This window comes from Maribacter sp. (assembly GCF_039974175.1).
Lineage (GTDB): Bacteria > Bacteroidota > Bacteroidia > Flavobacteriales > Flavobacteriaceae > Maribacter_C.
Window position 1 is genome coordinate 576,620 of the sequence record NZ_JBDWJN010000003.1, and the last position, 18,614, is coordinate 595,233.

General features: G+C 39.2%; 17 protein-coding genes. 10 read left to right on the top strand and 7 right to left on the bottom strand.

Annotated elements, in window-relative coordinates:
* The first annotated feature begins 464 nt into the window (after positions 1-464).
* The 5 genes from ABJN95_RS03600 to ABJN95_RS03620 all read left to right on the top strand — a co-directional run bounded on the left by ABJN95_RS03600 (position 465) and on the right by ABJN95_RS03620 (position 6,385).
* Entirely contained in the window at positions 465-1,661 is a 1,197-nt protein-coding gene (locus ABJN95_RS03600; RefSeq protein ID WP_348368630.1) for a porin, read from the top strand.
* Positions 1,662-1,732: 71 nt separating this feature from the next.
* The gene (locus tag ABJN95_RS03605) at positions 1,733-4,057 is read left to right on the top strand and encodes an inorganic phosphate transporter (protein WP_348368631.1); all 2,325 of its coding nucleotides are present in this window, start codon (positions 1,733-1,735) and stop codon (positions 4,055-4,057) included.
* A 26-nt stretch (positions 4,058-4,083) separates the two neighbouring features.
* A complete protein-coding gene (locus tag ABJN95_RS03610; RefSeq protein ID WP_348368632.1) occupies positions 4,084-4,809 on the top strand; it encodes a DUF6503 family protein in 726 nt (241 codons plus the stop codon).
* An 86-nt stretch (positions 4,810-4,895) separates the two neighbouring features.
* The gene (locus tag ABJN95_RS03615) at positions 4,896-5,846 is read left to right on the top strand and encodes a CAP domain-containing protein (RefSeq protein ID WP_348368633.1); all 951 of its coding nucleotides are present in this window, start codon (positions 4,896-4,898) and stop codon (positions 5,844-5,846) included.
* Positions 5,847-5,977: 131 nt separating this feature from the next.
* Complete coding sequence (locus ABJN95_RS03620) at positions 5,978-6,385, top strand: hypothetical protein (protein ID WP_348368634.1); 408 nt, start codon at positions 5,978-5,980, stop codon at positions 6,383-6,385.
* On the opposite strand, the gene ABJN95_RS03625 is transcribed toward ABJN95_RS03620, so the two are convergent.
* Positions 6,382-7,848 (bottom strand): hypothetical protein, encoded by a 1,467-nt coding sequence (locus tag ABJN95_RS03625; RefSeq protein WP_348368635.1) that lies wholly within the window; start codon positions 7,846-7,848, stop codon positions 6,382-6,384. The genes ABJN95_RS03620 and ABJN95_RS03625 overlap by 4 nt on opposite strands.
* A gap of 161 nt (positions 7,849-8,009) precedes the next feature.
* Here ABJN95_RS03625 and yiaA point away from each other — a divergent pair, with 161 nt between their 5' ends.
* The 4 genes from yiaA (at position 8,010) to ABJN95_RS03645 (ending at position 11,674) form a co-directional block, all read left to right on the top strand.
* Positions 8,010-8,465: an inner membrane protein YiaA gene (yiaA, locus tag ABJN95_RS03630; protein ID WP_348368636.1), complete on the top strand. Its 456-nt coding sequence runs from the start codon at positions 8,010-8,012 to the stop codon at positions 8,463-8,465.
* A 108-nt stretch (positions 8,466-8,573) separates the two neighbouring features.
* Positions 8,574-9,872: a DUF2157 domain-containing protein gene (locus tag ABJN95_RS03635; RefSeq protein ID WP_348368637.1), complete on the top strand. Its 1,299-nt coding sequence runs from the start codon at positions 8,574-8,576 to the stop codon at positions 9,870-9,872.
* Positions 9,865-10,452, top strand: a complete 588-nt coding sequence (locus tag ABJN95_RS03640) for a GDYXXLXY domain-containing protein (protein ID WP_348368638.1) — start codon at positions 9,865-9,867, stop codon at positions 10,450-10,452. Before ABJN95_RS03635 ends, ABJN95_RS03640 begins: the two co-directional genes overlap by 8 nt.
* Before the next feature lie 61 nt (positions 10,453-10,513).
* Positions 10,514-11,674 (top strand): sialidase family protein, encoded by a 1,161-nt coding sequence (locus ABJN95_RS03645; protein ID WP_348368639.1) that lies wholly within the window; start codon positions 10,514-10,516, stop codon positions 11,672-11,674.
* A 3-nt stretch (positions 11,675-11,677) separates the two neighbouring features.
* Here the strand turns inward: ABJN95_RS03645 and nadD are convergent, their stop codons facing one another.
* The 6 genes from nadD to ABJN95_RS03675 form a co-directional block, all read right to left on the bottom strand.
* Complete coding sequence (gene nadD / locus ABJN95_RS03650) at positions 11,678-12,262, bottom strand: nicotinate (nicotinamide) nucleotide adenylyltransferase (protein WP_348368640.1); 585 nt, start codon at positions 12,260-12,262, stop codon at positions 11,678-11,680.
* Between the two features lie 9 nt (positions 12,263-12,271).
* Complete coding sequence (gene gmk, locus ABJN95_RS03655) at positions 12,272-12,856, bottom strand: guanylate kinase (protein ID WP_348368641.1); 585 nt, start codon at positions 12,854-12,856, stop codon at positions 12,272-12,274.
* 104 nt (positions 12,857-12,960) lie between these two features.
* The gene (locus ABJN95_RS03660; protein ID WP_348368642.1) at positions 12,961-13,818 is read right to left on the bottom strand and encodes a YicC/YloC family endoribonuclease; all 858 of its coding nucleotides are present in this window, start codon (positions 13,816-13,818) and stop codon (positions 12,961-12,963) included.
* A gap of 84 nt (positions 13,819-13,902) precedes the next feature.
* The gene (locus ABJN95_RS03665; RefSeq protein WP_348368643.1) at positions 13,903-14,721 is read right to left on the bottom strand and encodes a DUF1080 domain-containing protein; all 819 of its coding nucleotides are present in this window, start codon (positions 14,719-14,721) and stop codon (positions 13,903-13,905) included.
* 140 nt (positions 14,722-14,861) lie between these two features.
* Positions 14,862-15,614: a DUF1080 domain-containing protein gene (locus ABJN95_RS03670; protein WP_348368644.1), complete on the bottom strand. Its 753-nt coding sequence runs from the start codon at positions 15,612-15,614 to the stop codon at positions 14,862-14,864.
* Between the two features lie 99 nt (positions 15,615-15,713).
* On the bottom strand, positions 15,714-16,766 hold the full coding sequence (locus ABJN95_RS03675) for a sugar phosphate isomerase/epimerase (protein ID WP_348368645.1): 1,053 nt from the start codon (positions 16,764-16,766) through the stop codon (positions 15,714-15,716).
* Between the two features lie 142 nt (positions 16,767-16,908).
* On the opposite strand from ABJN95_RS03675, the gene ABJN95_RS03680 reads away from it, so the two are divergent.
* Entirely contained in the window at positions 16,909-18,612 is a 1,704-nt protein-coding gene (locus tag ABJN95_RS03680) for a GMC family oxidoreductase (protein ID WP_348368646.1), read from the top strand.
* Positions 18,613-18,614 lie beyond the last annotated feature (2 nt).

Sequence of the window (18,614 nt, forward strand, 5' to 3'; positions counted from 1 at the left end):
TAGTGTAAAAATATATTTTAATTCACATTTACACAACATTTACGTAACGTTAAATTTACATTAAAAACGTTACATATTGATTATTAGTATATTATCTAAACGAATCAAAGTCGTTAAAATTAAAGATTCCTTAATACAGGCATTACACTAAGGTGATATTGAACTGCGATATTCGTAGCATCTTAAGATTTAAAAGATTTCATTATACTTATTAGTTTTTGTCGACTAGTTTTTTTGAAATCCACAGCTACCTTTGGCCAAGGTAGCTTTTTTTTTAAACCTTTCTGTAGGAAGTTTGTTCTTCCTATTTGGTGTCAACATCTACTTTCTCAATCGCTACAATTTTTACGTAAAAGCTGCTTTGTGTTGATAACCTTGAAATTGTTCTTTTAGAAATAACATTTGCGAAACATTAATTTAACATTGGTACAAGTTCTTTGCACTCGACAAAAACTAACGCTTTAATGAAATCAAAACTTCTAGCCATTGGCCTATTTTTAGGTATCTCATGTATTGCCCTTGCACAAGAAACCAATGCCCCCAAATTCGGAAAAGGACTTTTTAATTTAGTAGGTAAGGACAGCACATTTACAATGAAAATTGCTACGAGGATGCAATTTTTGACTGTAGCTACCTGGGATGAAGGAGCGGATGGTGGCTTGACCAATCCTGAACAAAATTTCTCGCTTCGTAGGGCTCGTTTAAAATTTGACGGTTTTGCCTACTCCCCAAAATTAAAGTACAAAATAGAGCTTGCGCTTTCAAACCGTGATATGTCAGGAGCATCAGAATTTACTAGTAATTCTCCAAGGTTTTTTTTAGACGCCGTAGTGATGTGGAATTTTTATGGAAATTTTGAATTCTGGATGGGGCAGACCAAACTTCCTGGTAATATGGAACGGGTTATATCTTCAGGTAATTTACAACAAGTAAATCGATCTTTATTGAATAGCAGATTTACAATCGATCGAGATCAAGGTATTCAAATTCGACATAAGTTCAACTTATCCGAAAAATTCCATGTCAAAGAGAAATTAGCGGTATCGCAAGGAGAAGGTCGAAACATCACTTCTGGCAACCTTGGTGGTTATCAACATACAGCACGATTAGAACTTTTCCCTTTTGGAGACTTTTCAGCATATCTAGGAGCTGACTTAAAAAGAACACCGACTCCTAAGTTAATGCTGGCCGCAACATTTGATCACAATCATAATGCTGTAAAGACACGGAGTAATCTAGGTACTTATATGGTAAACGACATAGGTTTTTACGAAACGGACATCAACACAATTTTCATTGATGCGATGTTCAAATACCAAGGATTTTCTTTCATGGGAGAATATGCTCACCGTAATGCAGCCGATCCTTTGGCAAAAAATTCAGATGGTTCTCTGACCGGTGATGAAGTACAGGTTGGCAATGGTATAAATCTACAAACCGGATATCTTTTTCCAAGTAATTGGGAAGTTTCCGGAAGGTTCACCAATATAAAATTAGATCAAGACATAACTGGAAGAAATCCTGAAACCCAATACACCTTAGGGCTTTCAAAATATATTGCAGGTCATAAGTTAAAAGTTCAATCAGACTTAAGTTACCTTTCTGTTGAAGGCGGAACTAATGAACTGATGGGCAGATTACAAGTAGAAGTACACTTCTAAAAAATAACATTTAGATAACATTGATGGTCGGAAGACTATAGATATTTGCAAAATTATTTACCCTTGAAATTATGGATAATATTTACTTTATAATGATTGTTGCGCTTGCAGCTTTAGCAATTGCCGATTTGGTTGTTGGCGTTAGTAATGATGCGGTAAATTTCTTGAATTCTGCGATAGGTTCAAAGGCTATTTCATTTAGAACCATAATGATTGTGGCGAGTTTAGGTATTGCTTTTGGAGCCATCTTTTCAAGTGGTATGATGGAGGTTGCCCGAAAGGGGATTTTCAATCCAGGTGAGTTTTATTTTAATGAGATCATGTTTATTTTCATGGCCGTCATGATTACGGATATTTTATTGCTCGACTTTTTTAATACCTTGGGAATGCCTACTTCGACAACAGTTTCCATTGTTTTCGAACTTTTGGGTGCTGCGGTTGCTATGGCGCTAATAAAAATTGGCGCTGACGGCGGAAACTTTATCGACGTAGTCAACTATATCAATACTACAAAAGCCGGTGAAATCATTTTTGGTATTTTGTTATCGGTATTTGTGGCTTTTTCCATTGGAGCACTAGTACAATGGATTTCCCGTTTGTTGTTATCCTATCATTTTGAAAAAAAAGCCAAATGGGTTGGCGCTCTTTTTGGCGGGTTCGCTTTGGCTGCCATCACCTATTTTATATTGATGAAAGGTATAAAAGGAACCGCCTTCGCCGGGGAGAGTTTTGAGCTTATTGGTGGAGTTACCATTAAGGACTTTCTTGAAAATGAATGGATTGCCATTGCTGGTGCAAATGTTGTGATTTGGTCTTTTCTTTCTTATATCTTGATGAACTTCGCGAAAATCAATATTTATAAATTGATTATCGGAGTTGGCACTTTTGCCCTGGCACTGGCCTTTGCCGGTAATGATCTAGTCAATTTCATCGGGGTACCTATTGCTGCTTGGCAGTCTTACGAAGCATGGGTAGCATCAGGAGTCGGCGCCACTGATTTTAGCATGGAAATATTAGCTGCAAAAGTTCCTACTCCCACTCTACTTCTGTTCGTTGCAGGCATCATCATGGTGGTAACCCTATGGTTTTCAAGCAAAGCCAAGTCCGTGGTTAAAACCTCGATAGACCTCTCAAGCCAAGAGGTCACTAAAGAGCGCTTCCAACCCAACTTCCTCTCTCGTGGTTTGGTGAGATCGGCAATAGCCATTTCACAGACAACGAAAGCTTTGCTCCCTAATTCATGGCAGGCAAAAGTCGAAAAACAATTCGAGCCGCAAGTAATCTCCTTATCAAAAAACAAGGTGCATGAGCTGCCTGCTTTTGATATGGTTCGGGCGGCCGTAAACTTAATGGTTGCAGGTATTTTGATTTCAATCGCTACCTCGTATAAACTCCCATTATCTACTACCTATGTGACTTTTATGGTTGCCATGGGCACATCGTTGGCAGATAGAGCCTGGGGCGCCGAAAGTGCCGTATATCGGGTGGCGGGCGTACTTAACGTAATCGGCGGGTGGTTTGGTACTGCTATAATTGCTTTTATTGCAGCTGGATCTATTTTAGCTCTTATAAGCTTTGGTAAAGGGGCAGCCATTGCGATATTACTATTTGTCGCAATACTACTTTTGGCAAGAAACTATATTTCACACAACAAGAAATCAAAAGAAACCAAAGCCGAAGACACATTGAACAAAGCTGAAAGCAGCTCCATTCAAGGAGTTATAGAAGAAAGTGCTAACAACATATCAAACGTCTTAAAAAGAACGAACAAAATATATACTAATTCTATTAACGGTCTTGCTGTTCAAAATCTCGATTTATTGAAAAAGAATAAAAAGCAAGGAGCGAAACTATCTAACGAAATTGATGATATGCGCGACCACATCTTCTATTTCATCAAAAATCTAGATGAGGCCAGCGTTGGCGCAAGTAACTTTTACATAACTGCTCTTGGATATTTGACCGATATTGCTCAATCTCTTGAATATATTGGCAAAGTGAGTCATAAACATGTGAATAACAATCACAAAAAATTAAAATACAACCAGATAAAAGAGCTTAAACAAATAGATCAAAAACTTGAGGAAATTTTGAATCTAACTCAAAAAGCCTTCGATGAAAGATCTTTTGAACAAGTTGGCGCAGTTTTAAGTAAAAAGCAAGAATTGTTTGATTTGGTTTCCGAAAAAATACAAACTCAGGTAGCACGGACTCGTACCGAAGAATCAAGTCCAAAAAACACAACTTTATACTTCTCATTGCTGTTAGAAACAAAGGATTTGATGACCTCAACAATGAATTTGCTTGAGCAGTATTACAATGAACATGATAGCTCGATTGAACCAGCTACTGTAGATACACAAGACGAGGAGTTGTCTAAAAATCAAGAATTATAAGTACCTTGGGTATAGTAAAATACACTATGGGAAGGTTCTTTTTTATAGTTTTAGCGGCACTTGTGCCAATGGCTTCCTTAAGTCAAGAACTGACTGGAATTCAGCTACTTGATAAAGCCATAGCATATCATGACCCAAATAATTCCTGGAGCTCCTTTAAAGGGAATTTAGGTGTTACCATGAGCACTCCCGATGGAAAAAAACGGGTAAGTACTATTGTGCTAAACCTTTCCAAGGAATATTTTCAGCTTTCGTCGACCAAAGACGGTACCACTTTGAAACAAACCTTGAATAAAGGGGAGTGTGAACTTATGCTAAATGGGAGCACTACGCTGTCTGAAAAAGATATAAAAACACATCGGTTGACCTGTGAGCGAGCCACTATGTATAAAAACTACTATACCTACCTCTACGGGCTTCCTATGAAATTAAAAGACCCAGGAACAATTATTGACCCAAAAACCCGAAAGAAGACTTTTAAAGGCAAAGAATACCTTGTGCTAAGAGCCACTTATGAAAAGGAAGTTGGGGGTGATATTTGGTATTTCTATTTTGACCCGACAACCTATGCCATGGAAGTATATCAGTTCTTTCGTGATGAATCTAAGCCTGATGGGGAATATATTCTCTTATCGGAAGAAGAAGAAATTTCGGGAATCAAAATGCCGAAGACCAGAGCTTGGTATTACAATAAAGATGACAAATACTTAGGAACAGATGTTTTGACCAAAGCCGCTCCTACTGAAAAATAACTTTTCGTATTCCAGAACCGTTCATCGAAAAATTTATACCTATTAGCTGATTGATGCGTTTATAGAGATAACCCAATGGCTCTACTATGCGTCTCTACAAATTTTCAGTTCTGCTTTTCAGCCTTATTCTACTCTTTAATTCTTGTAGCAAAGACCCTGTTCTATCTGAAGAGGAGCAACAAGAAATCTTAGAAGAAAATCTGACTGCTCGTTCCGCGGCCAAAAAATTATACGAAGATTATTATCTGGCCTCAAATAGTATTTCCGCCGATGTGCCATGGTCTGGCAATGAAGCGTCATGTGAGTCTGGCGACGTACCTCAGGCAACCATTGACAAGATTTTTATGCGTCTTGAGTACTTTAGAAAGGCTGTTGGACTACATAATACCGTTGCCGAGAACAACACCAAAAGTGATAAGGCCCAAGATGCGGCTTTGATGATGAAATCAAATGGAACCTTAGATCATTTTCCGCCAAACACCTGGTCGTGTTATACTGAAGATGGTAGAGATGCCGCGGGTAATTCTTTATTAACACAAACTAGAAATGCAGAAGCTATTGACTCCTATATTCGAGATGCGGGAGCAGCCAATGGCCCAGTTGGGCACCGAAGATGGTTGCTTTGGCCACGATTGCAGGAAATTGGAATTGGAAACACCGATGCTACCAATGCTATTTGGGTATTGGGCAATGCCGGTACACCGCCAGCAGATGCGCCAGAATTCATTGCATGGCCTCCAAAAGGATATGCCCCTAAGCAAATCGCATACCCAAGATGGTCATTCTCGATTGCTGGGGCAGACTTTACAAACACAACAATTGCTATGAAAGACGGCAACAATCAGTCCGTAGCCTTAGAAATTGAGGAACTAAACAATCAGTTTGGCGATAGAACTATAGTCTGGGTGCCATCTATATCTACAAATTCCCTAACACAAGATTCTGCATACACCATTACCATAAATAATGTTGAAATTGACGGTGAAATGCAAAACTTTGAATACCAGACAACCTTATTCGATGTGAACCAAGAATAGTAATTTTCATCCCCAGAAAAACACACTTATCGAACAAATAATTCGATTCAACGAAAATTCTTGATTTCGACTTACGCTAAGGTGACTTTTAACCGTATAGCATCATAATATTGCTTAACTTAAAGGTTGAAATGGACACTATTCACACGAAACTAACTCCTATTGCAGAACACCGTCTAGATGTGGGCAGGTTTGTGTATTACCCAAATTTCGTAATAGGTGAGTTTAATGAGGGGGTAATCGCCACCTTCGAAACCGCCCTTGTAGCCATTCAACTTGCTTTAGATATTTATGGAAATGACAAGCCTATTGTTTACATTTCCCATAGGTTACATTCCTATGCTATAGACCCAGTGGGTTATAAAGAGTTCTATGATCTTTTTCCAAATTTTGAGGGGTTTGCCATTGTTGCGACAAATAAGAGAAGAAGGATGCTGGCTCAGCTTGAACAAATATTTATCAAAAAGCCAATTCGTGTTTTCAGTGATTTGGATGGTGCAATGCTTTGGGCAGAAGAAATCATTGAAAAGTTAAATTAAGTACTTTTTTGACCTACCAGCGCTAGGGTTACTTTATACAAATTCTCCCTTTCCATTTTAGACTTTAGCCAGGCGTAAAAGCTCATAACAAAGATATCTTCCTGCTCCTTGCCCAACCATTCGAATGAATTTTCAACCTCATCTCTAAATCCTTGAGTTTCCACCTGTTTTGGATTTTCGTAATATCTACTTATAAGATGTACAAAAGTTAAAACTCGATCTTCGCCTTTATTCCTTAATTGTCTTGAAAATTTTCTTTTAAACTGATGCAAGCGTAAAATTACCAGATCTAATTTATCCAACTCAGTCAGCAGGAGTATGTCGATAAGATTCTTTTTTACTACCCAAATCCACCCCATTTTTTTCTCGTACCAGGCGTCACTATGATGGAAGCTTTTGATGACTTGATAGGCTTCTGAAAAATGGTCTTGCTGAAACAAACACATGGCAATTAGTAACTTTATATCAAAGGAGTCTCCTTTGAATTGCTTTAAAAGTGAAATGGCCTTTTCGTTTTCACCAGTATAATTATAGTTCAATGCTTTCAAGGTTATTAACTTCTCTTCGAACCGCTTATGATACGAAATATTGACCTGCATTTCAATCTCCATTTCCTGGGTAAACTTCATGGAGGCAGTAAACTTCTTGTTCCTAAATTGAGTCACTGCTAACAAATTCAAGATATTCAAATGATAGTAGCGATGCTTGTCTTTCATACCGCTCTTCTTGCTGACGATATGGTATAAATTGAGCATAAAGGGAGAAATAGAGTAGAAGTCTCTTTCCAATTGAGCCGTTGCAGCCGTTATCTCCATCAATTGGAATAGCGATTTATAGGTGAGCGCTTCATTTATTGCTATTTGGAATTCTGAAAAGGTATTTTGAACAATCTCCTGAACCGAAGCGCTAGTTGCTTCTTTCAACCGTGCTTTTATCACAGCATAAGCGCGATTGAGTTGAAATTCTTGTTGAAACAGCCTCATGTTCAATTCGGAAGCGGTAATAATCGCCTGAAGATTCCATTTATGATTTAAATGGGCATATTGAATCTTGGTATGGTAAATCTCATTCAAGATGGAGTACATATCAAGCGGAAGAGCTAATTTTTCGGCATTTTCCAAAGTCTTAAATGCTATTCGATATTGCTTTTTCTCAAAGAAAATACGACTTGCAAGAAGAAGCTTTAAGGTTTCTAATTCTTCCGAAGTTTCACCTGCAAAACTCTTGCTGGCCACAAAATCGATCAAATTATCTTGTAGCCTTTTGCAAAGGGCATGAAAGGAATTTCGTGCCGGTTTACCGTAGAGCCCAATGTCTATATTATCTGTTTTGCCTGCGTCAATAAGCTTGAAAAGCTTTTCGTTTTTGGTATCTGTCCTGCGGTTTCTTCTTCTTAGTTGCAGTAGAAACTCCTGCTTCTCATCTTGCGTTAAAGTGCTTATAATGGCGATAATTCCTTTCATTAAAACATAAGTAATTTAATGACAAATATTAATAAATATAGCCTTTTTAGAACTATTGACACATATTTAATCATAAGTTATTGACAAAATTCGTATTTAACTTCTTCGCATACTTCAGCAACTTTGACCTCAAATAATCGAAATTTCTAAATCAAATAAGTATGGAAAATTCAATGTTCAACGAGAAAAAAGAAGTTAAAAAAGTTGAAGAATTCAATGGTAGACCAACCTCCGCCTTCGTATCCGCATCTTGGATGGCAGTCTTAATCGGAATGGTTTCCTATTGTATTGGCCTTTGGAACGCTTACATGGAATTGAACGAGAAAGGGTACTATTTTACCATTCTCCTATTCGGCCTGTTTTCGGTAGTCTCTGTGCAGAAAAGCGTAAGAGACCGGCAAGAGGGTATTCAAGTCAGTGACATGTACTATGGCATTAGCTGGTTTACGACTCTAGCTTCCATCACACTCTTGGTAATCGGCTTATGGAACGCCGACCTCGAACTAAGTGAGAAAGGTTTTTATGCCATGTCTTTTCTCTTAAGTCTGTTTGCTGCGATAGCAGTGCAAAAAAATACGAGAGACATTCAGTTTTTAGATAAACTTGAGGAGAAATAAAATCTATTATGAAAACCAACCTATTCACTTAGTTGAACGGGTTGGTTTATCATATGGCTTGAATGCCATTACATAATTCAGCATGCGTTATCAACGAAATACCATAGTATGAACACAAAACTTGAAAAACAACTGGCAGAGCTTCTGGAGGCTAACATAATAACTTCCGATACGGCTCAAAAGATTTTGGCCTTTTATCATACGAGAGCGCAAGCTAAACCCAATCGCCTCTTTACCATTTTTGGGGTATTGGGCGCCTTACTAAGCGGCTTGGGTATTATTCTGATCATTGCACACAATTGGGATGATTTGCAGCGAAGCACAAAGACCTTTCTCGCCTTTCTACCACTGATAATTGGGCAAATGGCCTGTGCATATGGGGTATTTAAAAACAAAAAAACCGCTTGGGTCGAATCTTCGGCCACCTTCTTAATATTAGCGGTAGGAGCAACAATCTCTTTAGTCAGTCAGATATATAATATTCCGGGTAATCTCAGTTCTTTTCTTTTGATTTGGACCGCCATTACAGCACCCTTCATCTATTTAATGCGCTCTAATCTAGCAGTTATCATACACCTAGTATTAGCCACTTGGTACGCCTGCGATTTAGGATACTTTTATAATAGTCATGTTCCTTGGTGGTATTTGCTTCAATTTGCCTGGATTCTACCGTTTTACATCAGCCTACAAAAAAGACATTCTGAAAGTAACCTAGCAGGCATATTGAATTGGATTTTGCCCTTAAGTCTAGTGATTGTTTTAGGCAGTTTTACAAACGGCGACACCCTGGTTCTTCTAATGTACATAGCACTCTTTGGGCTACTGTATAATATTGGTCAACTGCCCTTGTTCAAAGTGCAAAAGCTCCGTAGAAACGGTTATACCATTATGGGTTCGCTAGGCACCGTCTTTCTTTTGACCATACTTACGTTTGAATGGTTTTGGAAAGACGCGATCAATGAATCTTTCCATGCTAGGGGACTAATCATTACCGCACTTTTATTTCTTTCAGGAATTGCCGTCATCGGCTATTTGCGCTTAAAAAAACGCCTCAAGGATTTTAATCTGTTCCAATATGCCTTTTTGATTATAGGTCTTCTTTATCTAACCAAAGATTTAGGCGCGGTTCATGGTATTGTCTTGACAAACTTTTTGGTCGCTGGCTTAGGACTTTTTGCCGTACGAATCGGAATCAACAAGAGTAGTTATGGCATTTTAAACTATGGTTTGTTGATTATAACCGTTCTAATTGTTTGTAGATTTTTCGATACAAACCTTGATTTTGTATTTCGCGGAATTCTTTTTATTTCTGTTGGTGCCGGATTCTTTTTTGCCAACTATCTCTTATTAAAAAAGCAACGCAAAAACAATATCAATTCAACCTCAAATACAGCAAGTCATGAATAAATCTATATATATCATCTCATTGTTTCTTTTGTTTTCCGTTCAACTATTTGTTCCTGCACAAATGGTTTATCAACAAGAAGATGCCCTAGATACGGGTACGGCCTATAAATTTAAAACACAACCCATTGACCCCAACGATCCGTTTCGCGGCAAGTTTATTGTATTGAATTACGAGATGAATTCTTTTGAAACAAATGACCAAAGCTGGAACAATTATAAAGGGAATGTTTTTGTATACCTAAAAAAAGATGCTGAAGGTTTTGCCGCAGTAAAAACCGTTAGTAAAACCCAATTGCCTACTCCAGACGACTATTTTATGGCGGAAAGCAACTATAACTTTAATGGAAAGGTCAATTTCGATTTACCTTTCAATCGCTTCTACATGAATGAAAATAAGGCCTATGATGCGGAGGTTTCTGTTCAAGAGGCACAGGTTGACACCACTAAAACCTGTTATGCTTTGGTCTATGTAAAAGATGGTACCGCAGTTTTAGACAATGTATTTATCGATGATAAGCCTATTCAAGAGTTTGTTGAGGCGTATCAAGATAAGCGAGAGACGATAGAGCAGGGCAATTGATATTATCAGTCAAAAATTGTACTTTCAGACACCCCTAAGGGGTTACATCTTTTGACTTGTCATGAACAATTTGCTGATATTGACCGTCTTTTGTTTATCGTTTGCAAAACTAACGGGGCAAACCGAGAAACTTATATTCAAAGACCTTTCTCAAGATTCGACATCTACTTCGATTCCCTTTTATTCCGGACTACAAGATTACTTTTCTTTTCGGATTCCCACCCTGATTAAATCTGGAGGTGCTTTAATCGCTTTTGCGGAAGGTCGAAAGAACTCAACAAGTGATTTTGGAGATATTGATCTGGTCTATCGGCGTTCTATAGATGGAGGCAGAAGCTGGGAGGCTTTAAAATTGTTGTTCGACCTAGACACTATGGCCGTTCAGAACCCTACACCAATTTATGTTTCGTCGGAGAACAAAATTGTACTTCTTTTCAATACCACCTCTATGAGTGAGCACGATGTGTTGAACACAGATTATGAGCTTAAAGACGAGCGCAAGGCCTTTGTAACTTCTTCGAAGAACAACGGTGAAACCTGGGAAATTCCCAGAGAAATTACAAGACAAGTAAAAAAGAAACATTGGCGCTGGCATGCAATTGGGCCTGTACATGGCATTGAACTCAAATTTGGCGAACATAAAGGACGCTTGGTTGCTCCGGTAGCCATTAGTATTGAAAAAGGCAGTAAAGCCTATTGTATGGCGTTAGTATACTCTGACGACAAGGGCGAATCTTGGCATATTGGTGCAGTAGATGAGAATTTAACTGATGTCGTAAGGGCGAATGAAACGACGATTGCAGAATTAACTGACGGGCGAATTTATGTCAATACCCGTGACCAAAATGGAGGTTCTTTTAAAAAGAATAGAGGGGAAACTTTTAGTAATGATGGCGGACAAACTTTTTCCAGACCTATTATAGAATCAGATAAATTTCCGAGTCCGATTGTACAGTCTTCCCTTCTCCATTGGGGCACTTCAGAGGATGACGAACCAAATATGTTGTTGTTCTCGACGCCCTCACATGCGGATAAAAGATTGGATTTAGTAATAATGTTTAGCTGCAATGAATCTCGAAGTTGGCAACCTTTGTTCAAAGTACATGAAGGCATGTCGGCCTATTCCGATATGGTAAAGCTTGACCAGAATACCTTAGGCGTAATCTATGAAACAGATGAATACAAAAAGATTCGATTCCGCCGAATAAACATGAAAAAATAACTGCTAGCGATAAAAATTCATTTCATCCATATAGTGCCAAACAGTATCTGGCAATAGGGCCCTTATGTTTTTACCTAAAGCATGATTCTTGCGTATGAAGGTAGATGAAACTTCCATAATAGGGGCATTTACCTGATGTATCTTCGGGTGGTTTTTAAACTGATCTTCTATCGCTCCATCTGAAATTCTAGGATATACATAGAGCTCATAGTTTGCTAAAATAGCCTCGTAATTCTTCCACTTATGGAAACTCTTCAAATTATCGGCCCCCATAATTAAGCAAAATTTGAAATCCGCGCTATAGGTTTCCTCCAAATGCACCAATGTATTTATGGTATAATTTGGTTGGGGCAAATCAAACTCTATTTTACTGGGTTTTAACTTCGTAAAGTCTTTTGTTGCCTCAAATACCATTTGATACCTATGGTGATTATCTAGCAATGTTTTCTTCGTCTTAAACGGACTCTGAGGCGTGACTACAAACCAAACCTCATCTAAATCGGAGAATTCAACCATATGATTGGCAATAACCATATGCCCTATATGAATAGGATTGAATGTGCCGAAGTATAAACCTATTTTTTTCATAAACAGAATCTAGTCCTTCTTATCAGCACCAACGAAATCGGCCACCAACTGATGTGCCTCATTCAAGGCCGTATCTAAATCATAGTTCTTTATGACCTTATCAAATTGAGGTGCCGTTGCTAACTCAACAGAAGCTTTTGCAATGCGCATGTTTATCTTATCATCACTTTCGGTACTACGCTTTTTTAGTCTTATTTTCAACTCATCAACGCTTGGAGGTTTTACAAAAACAGCTAGGGTCTTGTTAGGGAATTTTTTCTTTATCCGAAGTCCGCCCACAACATCGATATCGAAGATTACATTCTTACCTTCTGCCCAAAGTCGCTCTACTTCACTTTTAAGGGTTCCGTAAAAATTGTCACGATATACTTCTTCCCATTCTATAAAATCATCATTCTTGATGTGTTGTTTGAATTCAGAAACCTTAATAAAGTAGTAGTTTTCTCCCTCCTTTTCTTCTCCTCTAGGTGCTCTGGACGTAGCAGAAACTGAAAAAGCCAAATTTAGTTCTGGTTGTTTTAAAAGATGCCGAACAATCGTAGTTTTACCGCTGCCGGAAGGAGCTGAAAAAATTAATAGTTTTCCTCCTTTCATAAAAGTTCAAGTGACAAGTTCAAGTTCAACTTCAAAATATATTAAAATTCGTATTTAGCAACTGCAAAAAATCTGTTTACGGTAACTGTAAACTACTTCTTCTATTAAAGCACGTTTAACATTTGTTCCTTTATTTTTTCCAGCTCATCTTTCATTTGCACCACCAACTGTTGCATTGGGGCATAGTTTGCCTTCGACCCAATCGTATTTATTTCCCGACCGATTTCTTGAGAAATAAACCCTAATTTTTTTCCATTAGAATCATCAGATTTAAGGGTCTTAGCAAAGTAATCAAGGTGATTTGCCAAGCGAACTTTCTCTTCGGTGATATCATACTTTTCTAAATAGTAAATCAACTCTTGTTCAAAACGATTCGCATCAACATCTGCTTTGATATCGGTAACCGCCTTATCTAGTCGTTCACGCACTTCGCGCTGCCGATCAGGATCTATTGCAATCACTTTGTTGAGCAATTCTTCTAGATTCTTGATTCTGTCGATAAAGTCTTTCTCAAGAACATTTCCTTCTTCAGAGCGAAATATATTGATTTCTGAAAGAGCTTCTTTTAAAGCCATTTGAATTGCCTTATACTCTTCTTCATCAATATCTTCCCGTTCGGTCTTCATGGCGTCAGGCATTCGAAGTGCCATTTCAAGCAAGCGTAAATCATCACCTTGAGCAATGGCTCCCAACTGCTTCATGTAAGTGCGAACTACTTCTTCATTGATTTGTGCCGAAGTTTCTCCTCCGGTGGTTTCCAAGTATAATCCAAAATCTACTTTCCCACGAACCAATGAACTTGCAATTATTTTTCGCAGCTCTAATTCCTTTTCCCTATAGGCAGACGGCATGCGCGCATTTAAATCTAAGTTCTTACTGTTGAGCGATTTGAGTTCAACGGTAATTTTTTTAGATGGAAGCTGTATGACATGCCTCCCGAAACCGGTCATGGATTGAATCATAAAGTTTATTTAGATTTTCGCAAAGGTACTCGTTTTAACCGAAGCAAAAAGACTAACGAAGTCATTCCGAACGCAGTCGCACGGTTACAACTCCCTAACCCAAATATTGCGATAACTCACTCGACTATCATCGCCATGATCTTGAAGCATCAAAGGCCCTTTACCATGTACCGGATTCTTTGGCCAGCCAATATATGGGGTAGTACCTTTTATTTCGGTATGATCTTGAATGAGCACCCCATTATGCAGTACCGTCACGGTAGCCGATTTTGTTTTGCCACCATCGGTATTGAATTCTGGTGCGTGGTAGATGATATCATAAATGTTCCACTCCCCCGTTGGCACTGAGGCCATGGCCAAAGGTGGGCCTTGTTTGTATATAGCGCCTACTTGTCCGTTTACGTAAGTGTCATTATCATTATTATCTAAGACCTGTATCTCGTATATTCCGTTTAAGAAAACACCACTATTACCCCTATTTTGACCATCGCGCTGAACGGGCAAAGGAGAACGCCATTCGATATGCAGTTGCACATCGCCAAATTCTTGCTTGGTTCGAATATTTCCAGTTCTATCAGCCACGGTCATGCTCCCATCTTTGTTCAAATGCCATTTTGCAGCCGTACTATCTTGAGTATGCATCCAGCCATCCAATGAACTTCCATCGAAAAGTACTATCGCGTCACTGGGAATTTTCCCCTCAGTAGCGGGGCCTACGACGGGTACCTTAGGTTCATAATATTCTGTTGCCTCAGGCTCTGTTGGCTCTGGTTTCATATACTCCTCATGAACGATGACGGCTTCTTTAGTTTCCTCTATGATTTGATTGGCCTCTTCCTTTATCTTCTCTTGACAGGAAATTAGAACGGACACTAGCGTTCCAATGATAAATATCTTATACATGATTCTTTAGGTTATTGATCACAAGCAAATTCTCAATTTCTATTGGTAACCCAAACCTTCGAATAAGCTTGTGTTTGGTTACAAAAGCATAGCGTAACATGCGCCAAAGCTTTGAGTTCTTATCTGTTTTCTATTCTGTTTTAAAGTTCTTTTATTTTAATATTTCTAAAGGCCACAACATCACCATGATCTTGAACACCAATCTTGCCTGTGGTGTATTTGGCAAAATGTTCCCAATTGGCAAACTTTGATTTTGAAACCATCGCTCCCCATTCTGGATTGTTCACGGGAAAGTTCACCACCTCAACATCATTGAGCACAACGCTGCCCATATTCGTTTTGTGATTAATAGTTATTTCACACAAATTCCATTCACCTATCGGTTTGGTCACATCTTCTGATGGAGAAACCATATCATACAACGCACCTGCCTGATGACTGGTGCCGTTTTTACCGTCAGGATGTTTGTCATTATCGAGCACTTGTATCTCTGGACCCGTTTCATAAGGCTGACCTAATTCTGGAAGTTCTTTAATTCCCCAAAAAATACCGCTATTTCCTGCTTCTGCAATACGCCACTCGATCGAAAGTACAAAATCGGTATACTCGTTTTCAGAAATTAAATTATAGCTTTTTCCCTTTTTGCGATCTTTAGGAGGGTAAAAAACCATAGCACCGTCTTCTATCTTCCAGTGTGTCGAAACGCCTTCCTGTAAATATTCGTGCCAGCCATCAAATGAAGTGCCGTCGAAGAGAACTTTCCATTCTTCTTTCGGAACTTCCATTTCGGTTTCCGCCATAGCTTCTGTGGCGTTTTCTTCAACTTCTTTTGCCTTTTCCTTACATCCGATGGTTATTGTAACCAACAGGGCAGCAAATAAAACATTTTTCATGAGTTCTTATTTTAAGGTTGTTTTTAAACTCTTGTCATTCAGAACAAAAATTCTACAAAGAACTTTCCTCTTAACGGCGACGAAATACCGCTCACTTTATTAAGTTCCAAGTATTTTTCTCAGCATGTCTTTGTCTACGTCCGCTCCTGCGAAGTCGTCAAAAGTCTTCTCTGTTGCCTCTATAATATGGTCTTGAATAAAGATAGCCCCTTCTCGTGCTCCTTGTTCCGGACTCTTGATACAACACTCCCATTCCATAACTGCCCATACATCGCAACCATACTGTGTTAATTTCGAAAAGATGGTTTTAAAGTCAATCTGTCCGTCACCTAAAGAACGGTACCGGCCTGCGCGATCACCCCAATCATTATAACCACCAAACGCTCCCTTTTTTCCGGTAGGGTTAAACTCTGAATCTTTTACATGGAAAGATTTAATAAATTCATGATAGTGGTCGATATATTCAATATAATCAAGCTGTTGGAGCACAAAATGGCTTGGGTCGTAAAGAATATTTACCCGCTTATGATTTCCGGTTGCTTGCAAAAAGCGTTCGAAAGTATCGCCATCGTGCAAATCCTCACCTGGGTGAATCTCGTAGCAAACATCAACGCCTTCCTCGTCAAAATGGTTTAAGATTGGCATCCAGCGTTTGGCCAATTCTTCGAAGCCCATTTCTACCAAGCCTGCTGGTCGCTGAGGCCAAGGATGCCAAGTGTGCCAAAGCAAGGCACCGGAAAAAGTAGCATGAGCCGATATGCCCAATCTACGACTTGCTGTTGCAGCTTTTTTCACAACATCAACCGCCCATTCAGTGCGGGCCTTTGGATTGTTCTTTACGCTGTCAGGCGCAAAATTATCGAACATTAAGTCGTAAGCTGGGTGCACCGCTACCAACTGACCTTGCAGATGGGTAGAAAGTTCAGTGATTTCCAATCCATAGGAGTTGACTTTACCTTTTAGCTCATCACAGTAGGTTTGACTTTCAGCGGCTTTATCCAAATCGATTAAAAAGCTTTCCCAGGTAGGAATTTGTATCCCTTTGTACCCTAGGTCAGATGCCCATTTGCACATGCCGTCTAAAGAATTGAATGGTGCTTTACTATCTACGAATTGTGCTAAAAATACTGCCGGTCCTTTGATTGTCTTCATCTTGTATGTTACTAGAAGTTATTGATTTAAAAAATTTAAGAATTTAACCCTATATTTAGAGGGCAAATGTTCCCTTTTATTTTCTTTCCAAGCGAAGTTATAAATATAGCGAATACCATCAGAAAACCATAAGAAATCTAGCATGAATCAAGAAGAACAATACGATGCCATAGTGGTAGGTACTGGAATAAGTGGTGGATGGGCCGCCAAGGAATTATGTGAAAACGGACTAAAAACTTTAGTACTTGAACGCGGTCGTATGGTCAAACATATTGAAGATTACCCTACCATGAACGATGACCCATGGGACTATCCTTTAAAAGGAGAATTATCTGCTTCTGAAAAGGAAAAATACCATGTGCAATCGCGGGTAAATTGGGCCCCAAAAGAAGATGTAAAACATTTTTTTGTCAATGATTTAGAACATCCTTATGTAGAAACCAAGCGCTTCGACTGGATTCGTGGTTATCAAGTAGGTGGGCGTTCACTGACCTGGGGTCGGCAAAGTTATCGCTGGAGTGATATTGATTTTGAAGCCAATAAAAAAGAAGGTATTGGTATCGACTGGCCGGTACGATATAAAGATATTTCACCCTGGTACGATAAGGTAGAAGCATATATTGGTGTAAGCGGTGAGGCATTGGGTTTATCTATATTACCCGACGGCAAATTTCAACCCCCCATGGATTTGAACTGTGTTGAGGAAGAATTTAAAAAAGCCACTGCAGAAAAGTTTGATGACGGGCGTTTGATTACGATTGGTAGAACGGCGCATATCACTGACCCGAACGCAACTTTTGAAGGTCGCGGCGTTTGTCAAAACAGGAACCGTTGCTGGAGAGGGTGTCCTTTTGGTGGATATTTTAGCAGCAACTCGTCAACGCTTCCGGCAGCTGAGCGTACCGGAAACATGACGCTTCGCCCCAATTCTATCGTGCACGAAGTTATGTATGACGAAAAGACAAGAAAGGCGACGGGAGTACGGGTTATCGATACAGAAACCCATGAAAAACTAGAATTCAAGGCTAAAGTCATTTTCCTATGCGCTTCTGCTATGGCCTCTGTTGGTATTTTATTGCAATCAAAATCAGAACGTTTCCCCAATGGAATGGGTAATGATTCTGATGCACTAGGGCGAGGCATAATGGACCATCATTATAAACTTGGGGCTACGGCTAAAGTAGATGGGCATTTAGACAAATACTACAAAGGGCGAAGAGCAAACGGTTTTTATATTCCGCGATTTGTGAACTTAGATGAAAAAACCAAGCGTGAAGGATATGTTCGTGGTTTTGGTTATCAGGGCACCGCTAGTCGAAACGATTGGTCAACTTCTGTTGCCGAAATGGGTTATGGCAAAGCTTTGAAAGAACAAATTCTTAAACCAGGTCATTGGGAAATTGGGGTAACCGGTTTTGGGGAGTTCTTGCCCCATGATGATAATAGGGTTACTTTGAGTAGCACGGAAAAAGATAAATGGGGCTTGCCTCAATTAGATTTCGATGTTGAGTTTAAAGAGAACGAACTCAATATGCGCAAAGACATCAAAAAAGAAATTGTCGCTATGTTCAAGGCCGCAGGTTTTAAAGATGTAAAACCTTATGAAGAACCTTCTGGCCCAGGGCTCGGAATTCATGAAATGGGAGGGGCCAGAATGGGCCATAATCCTAAAACTTCAATAGTAAACAAACACAATCAAATTCATGCCGTACCCAACGTCTATGTGACCGATGGCGCTTTTATGACCTCATCCAATTGCGTTAATCCATCCTTGACGTATATGGCATTTACCGCCCGTGCAGCCAACCATGCCGCTGAGGCATTCAAAGCCGGTAAATTCGCTTAAGC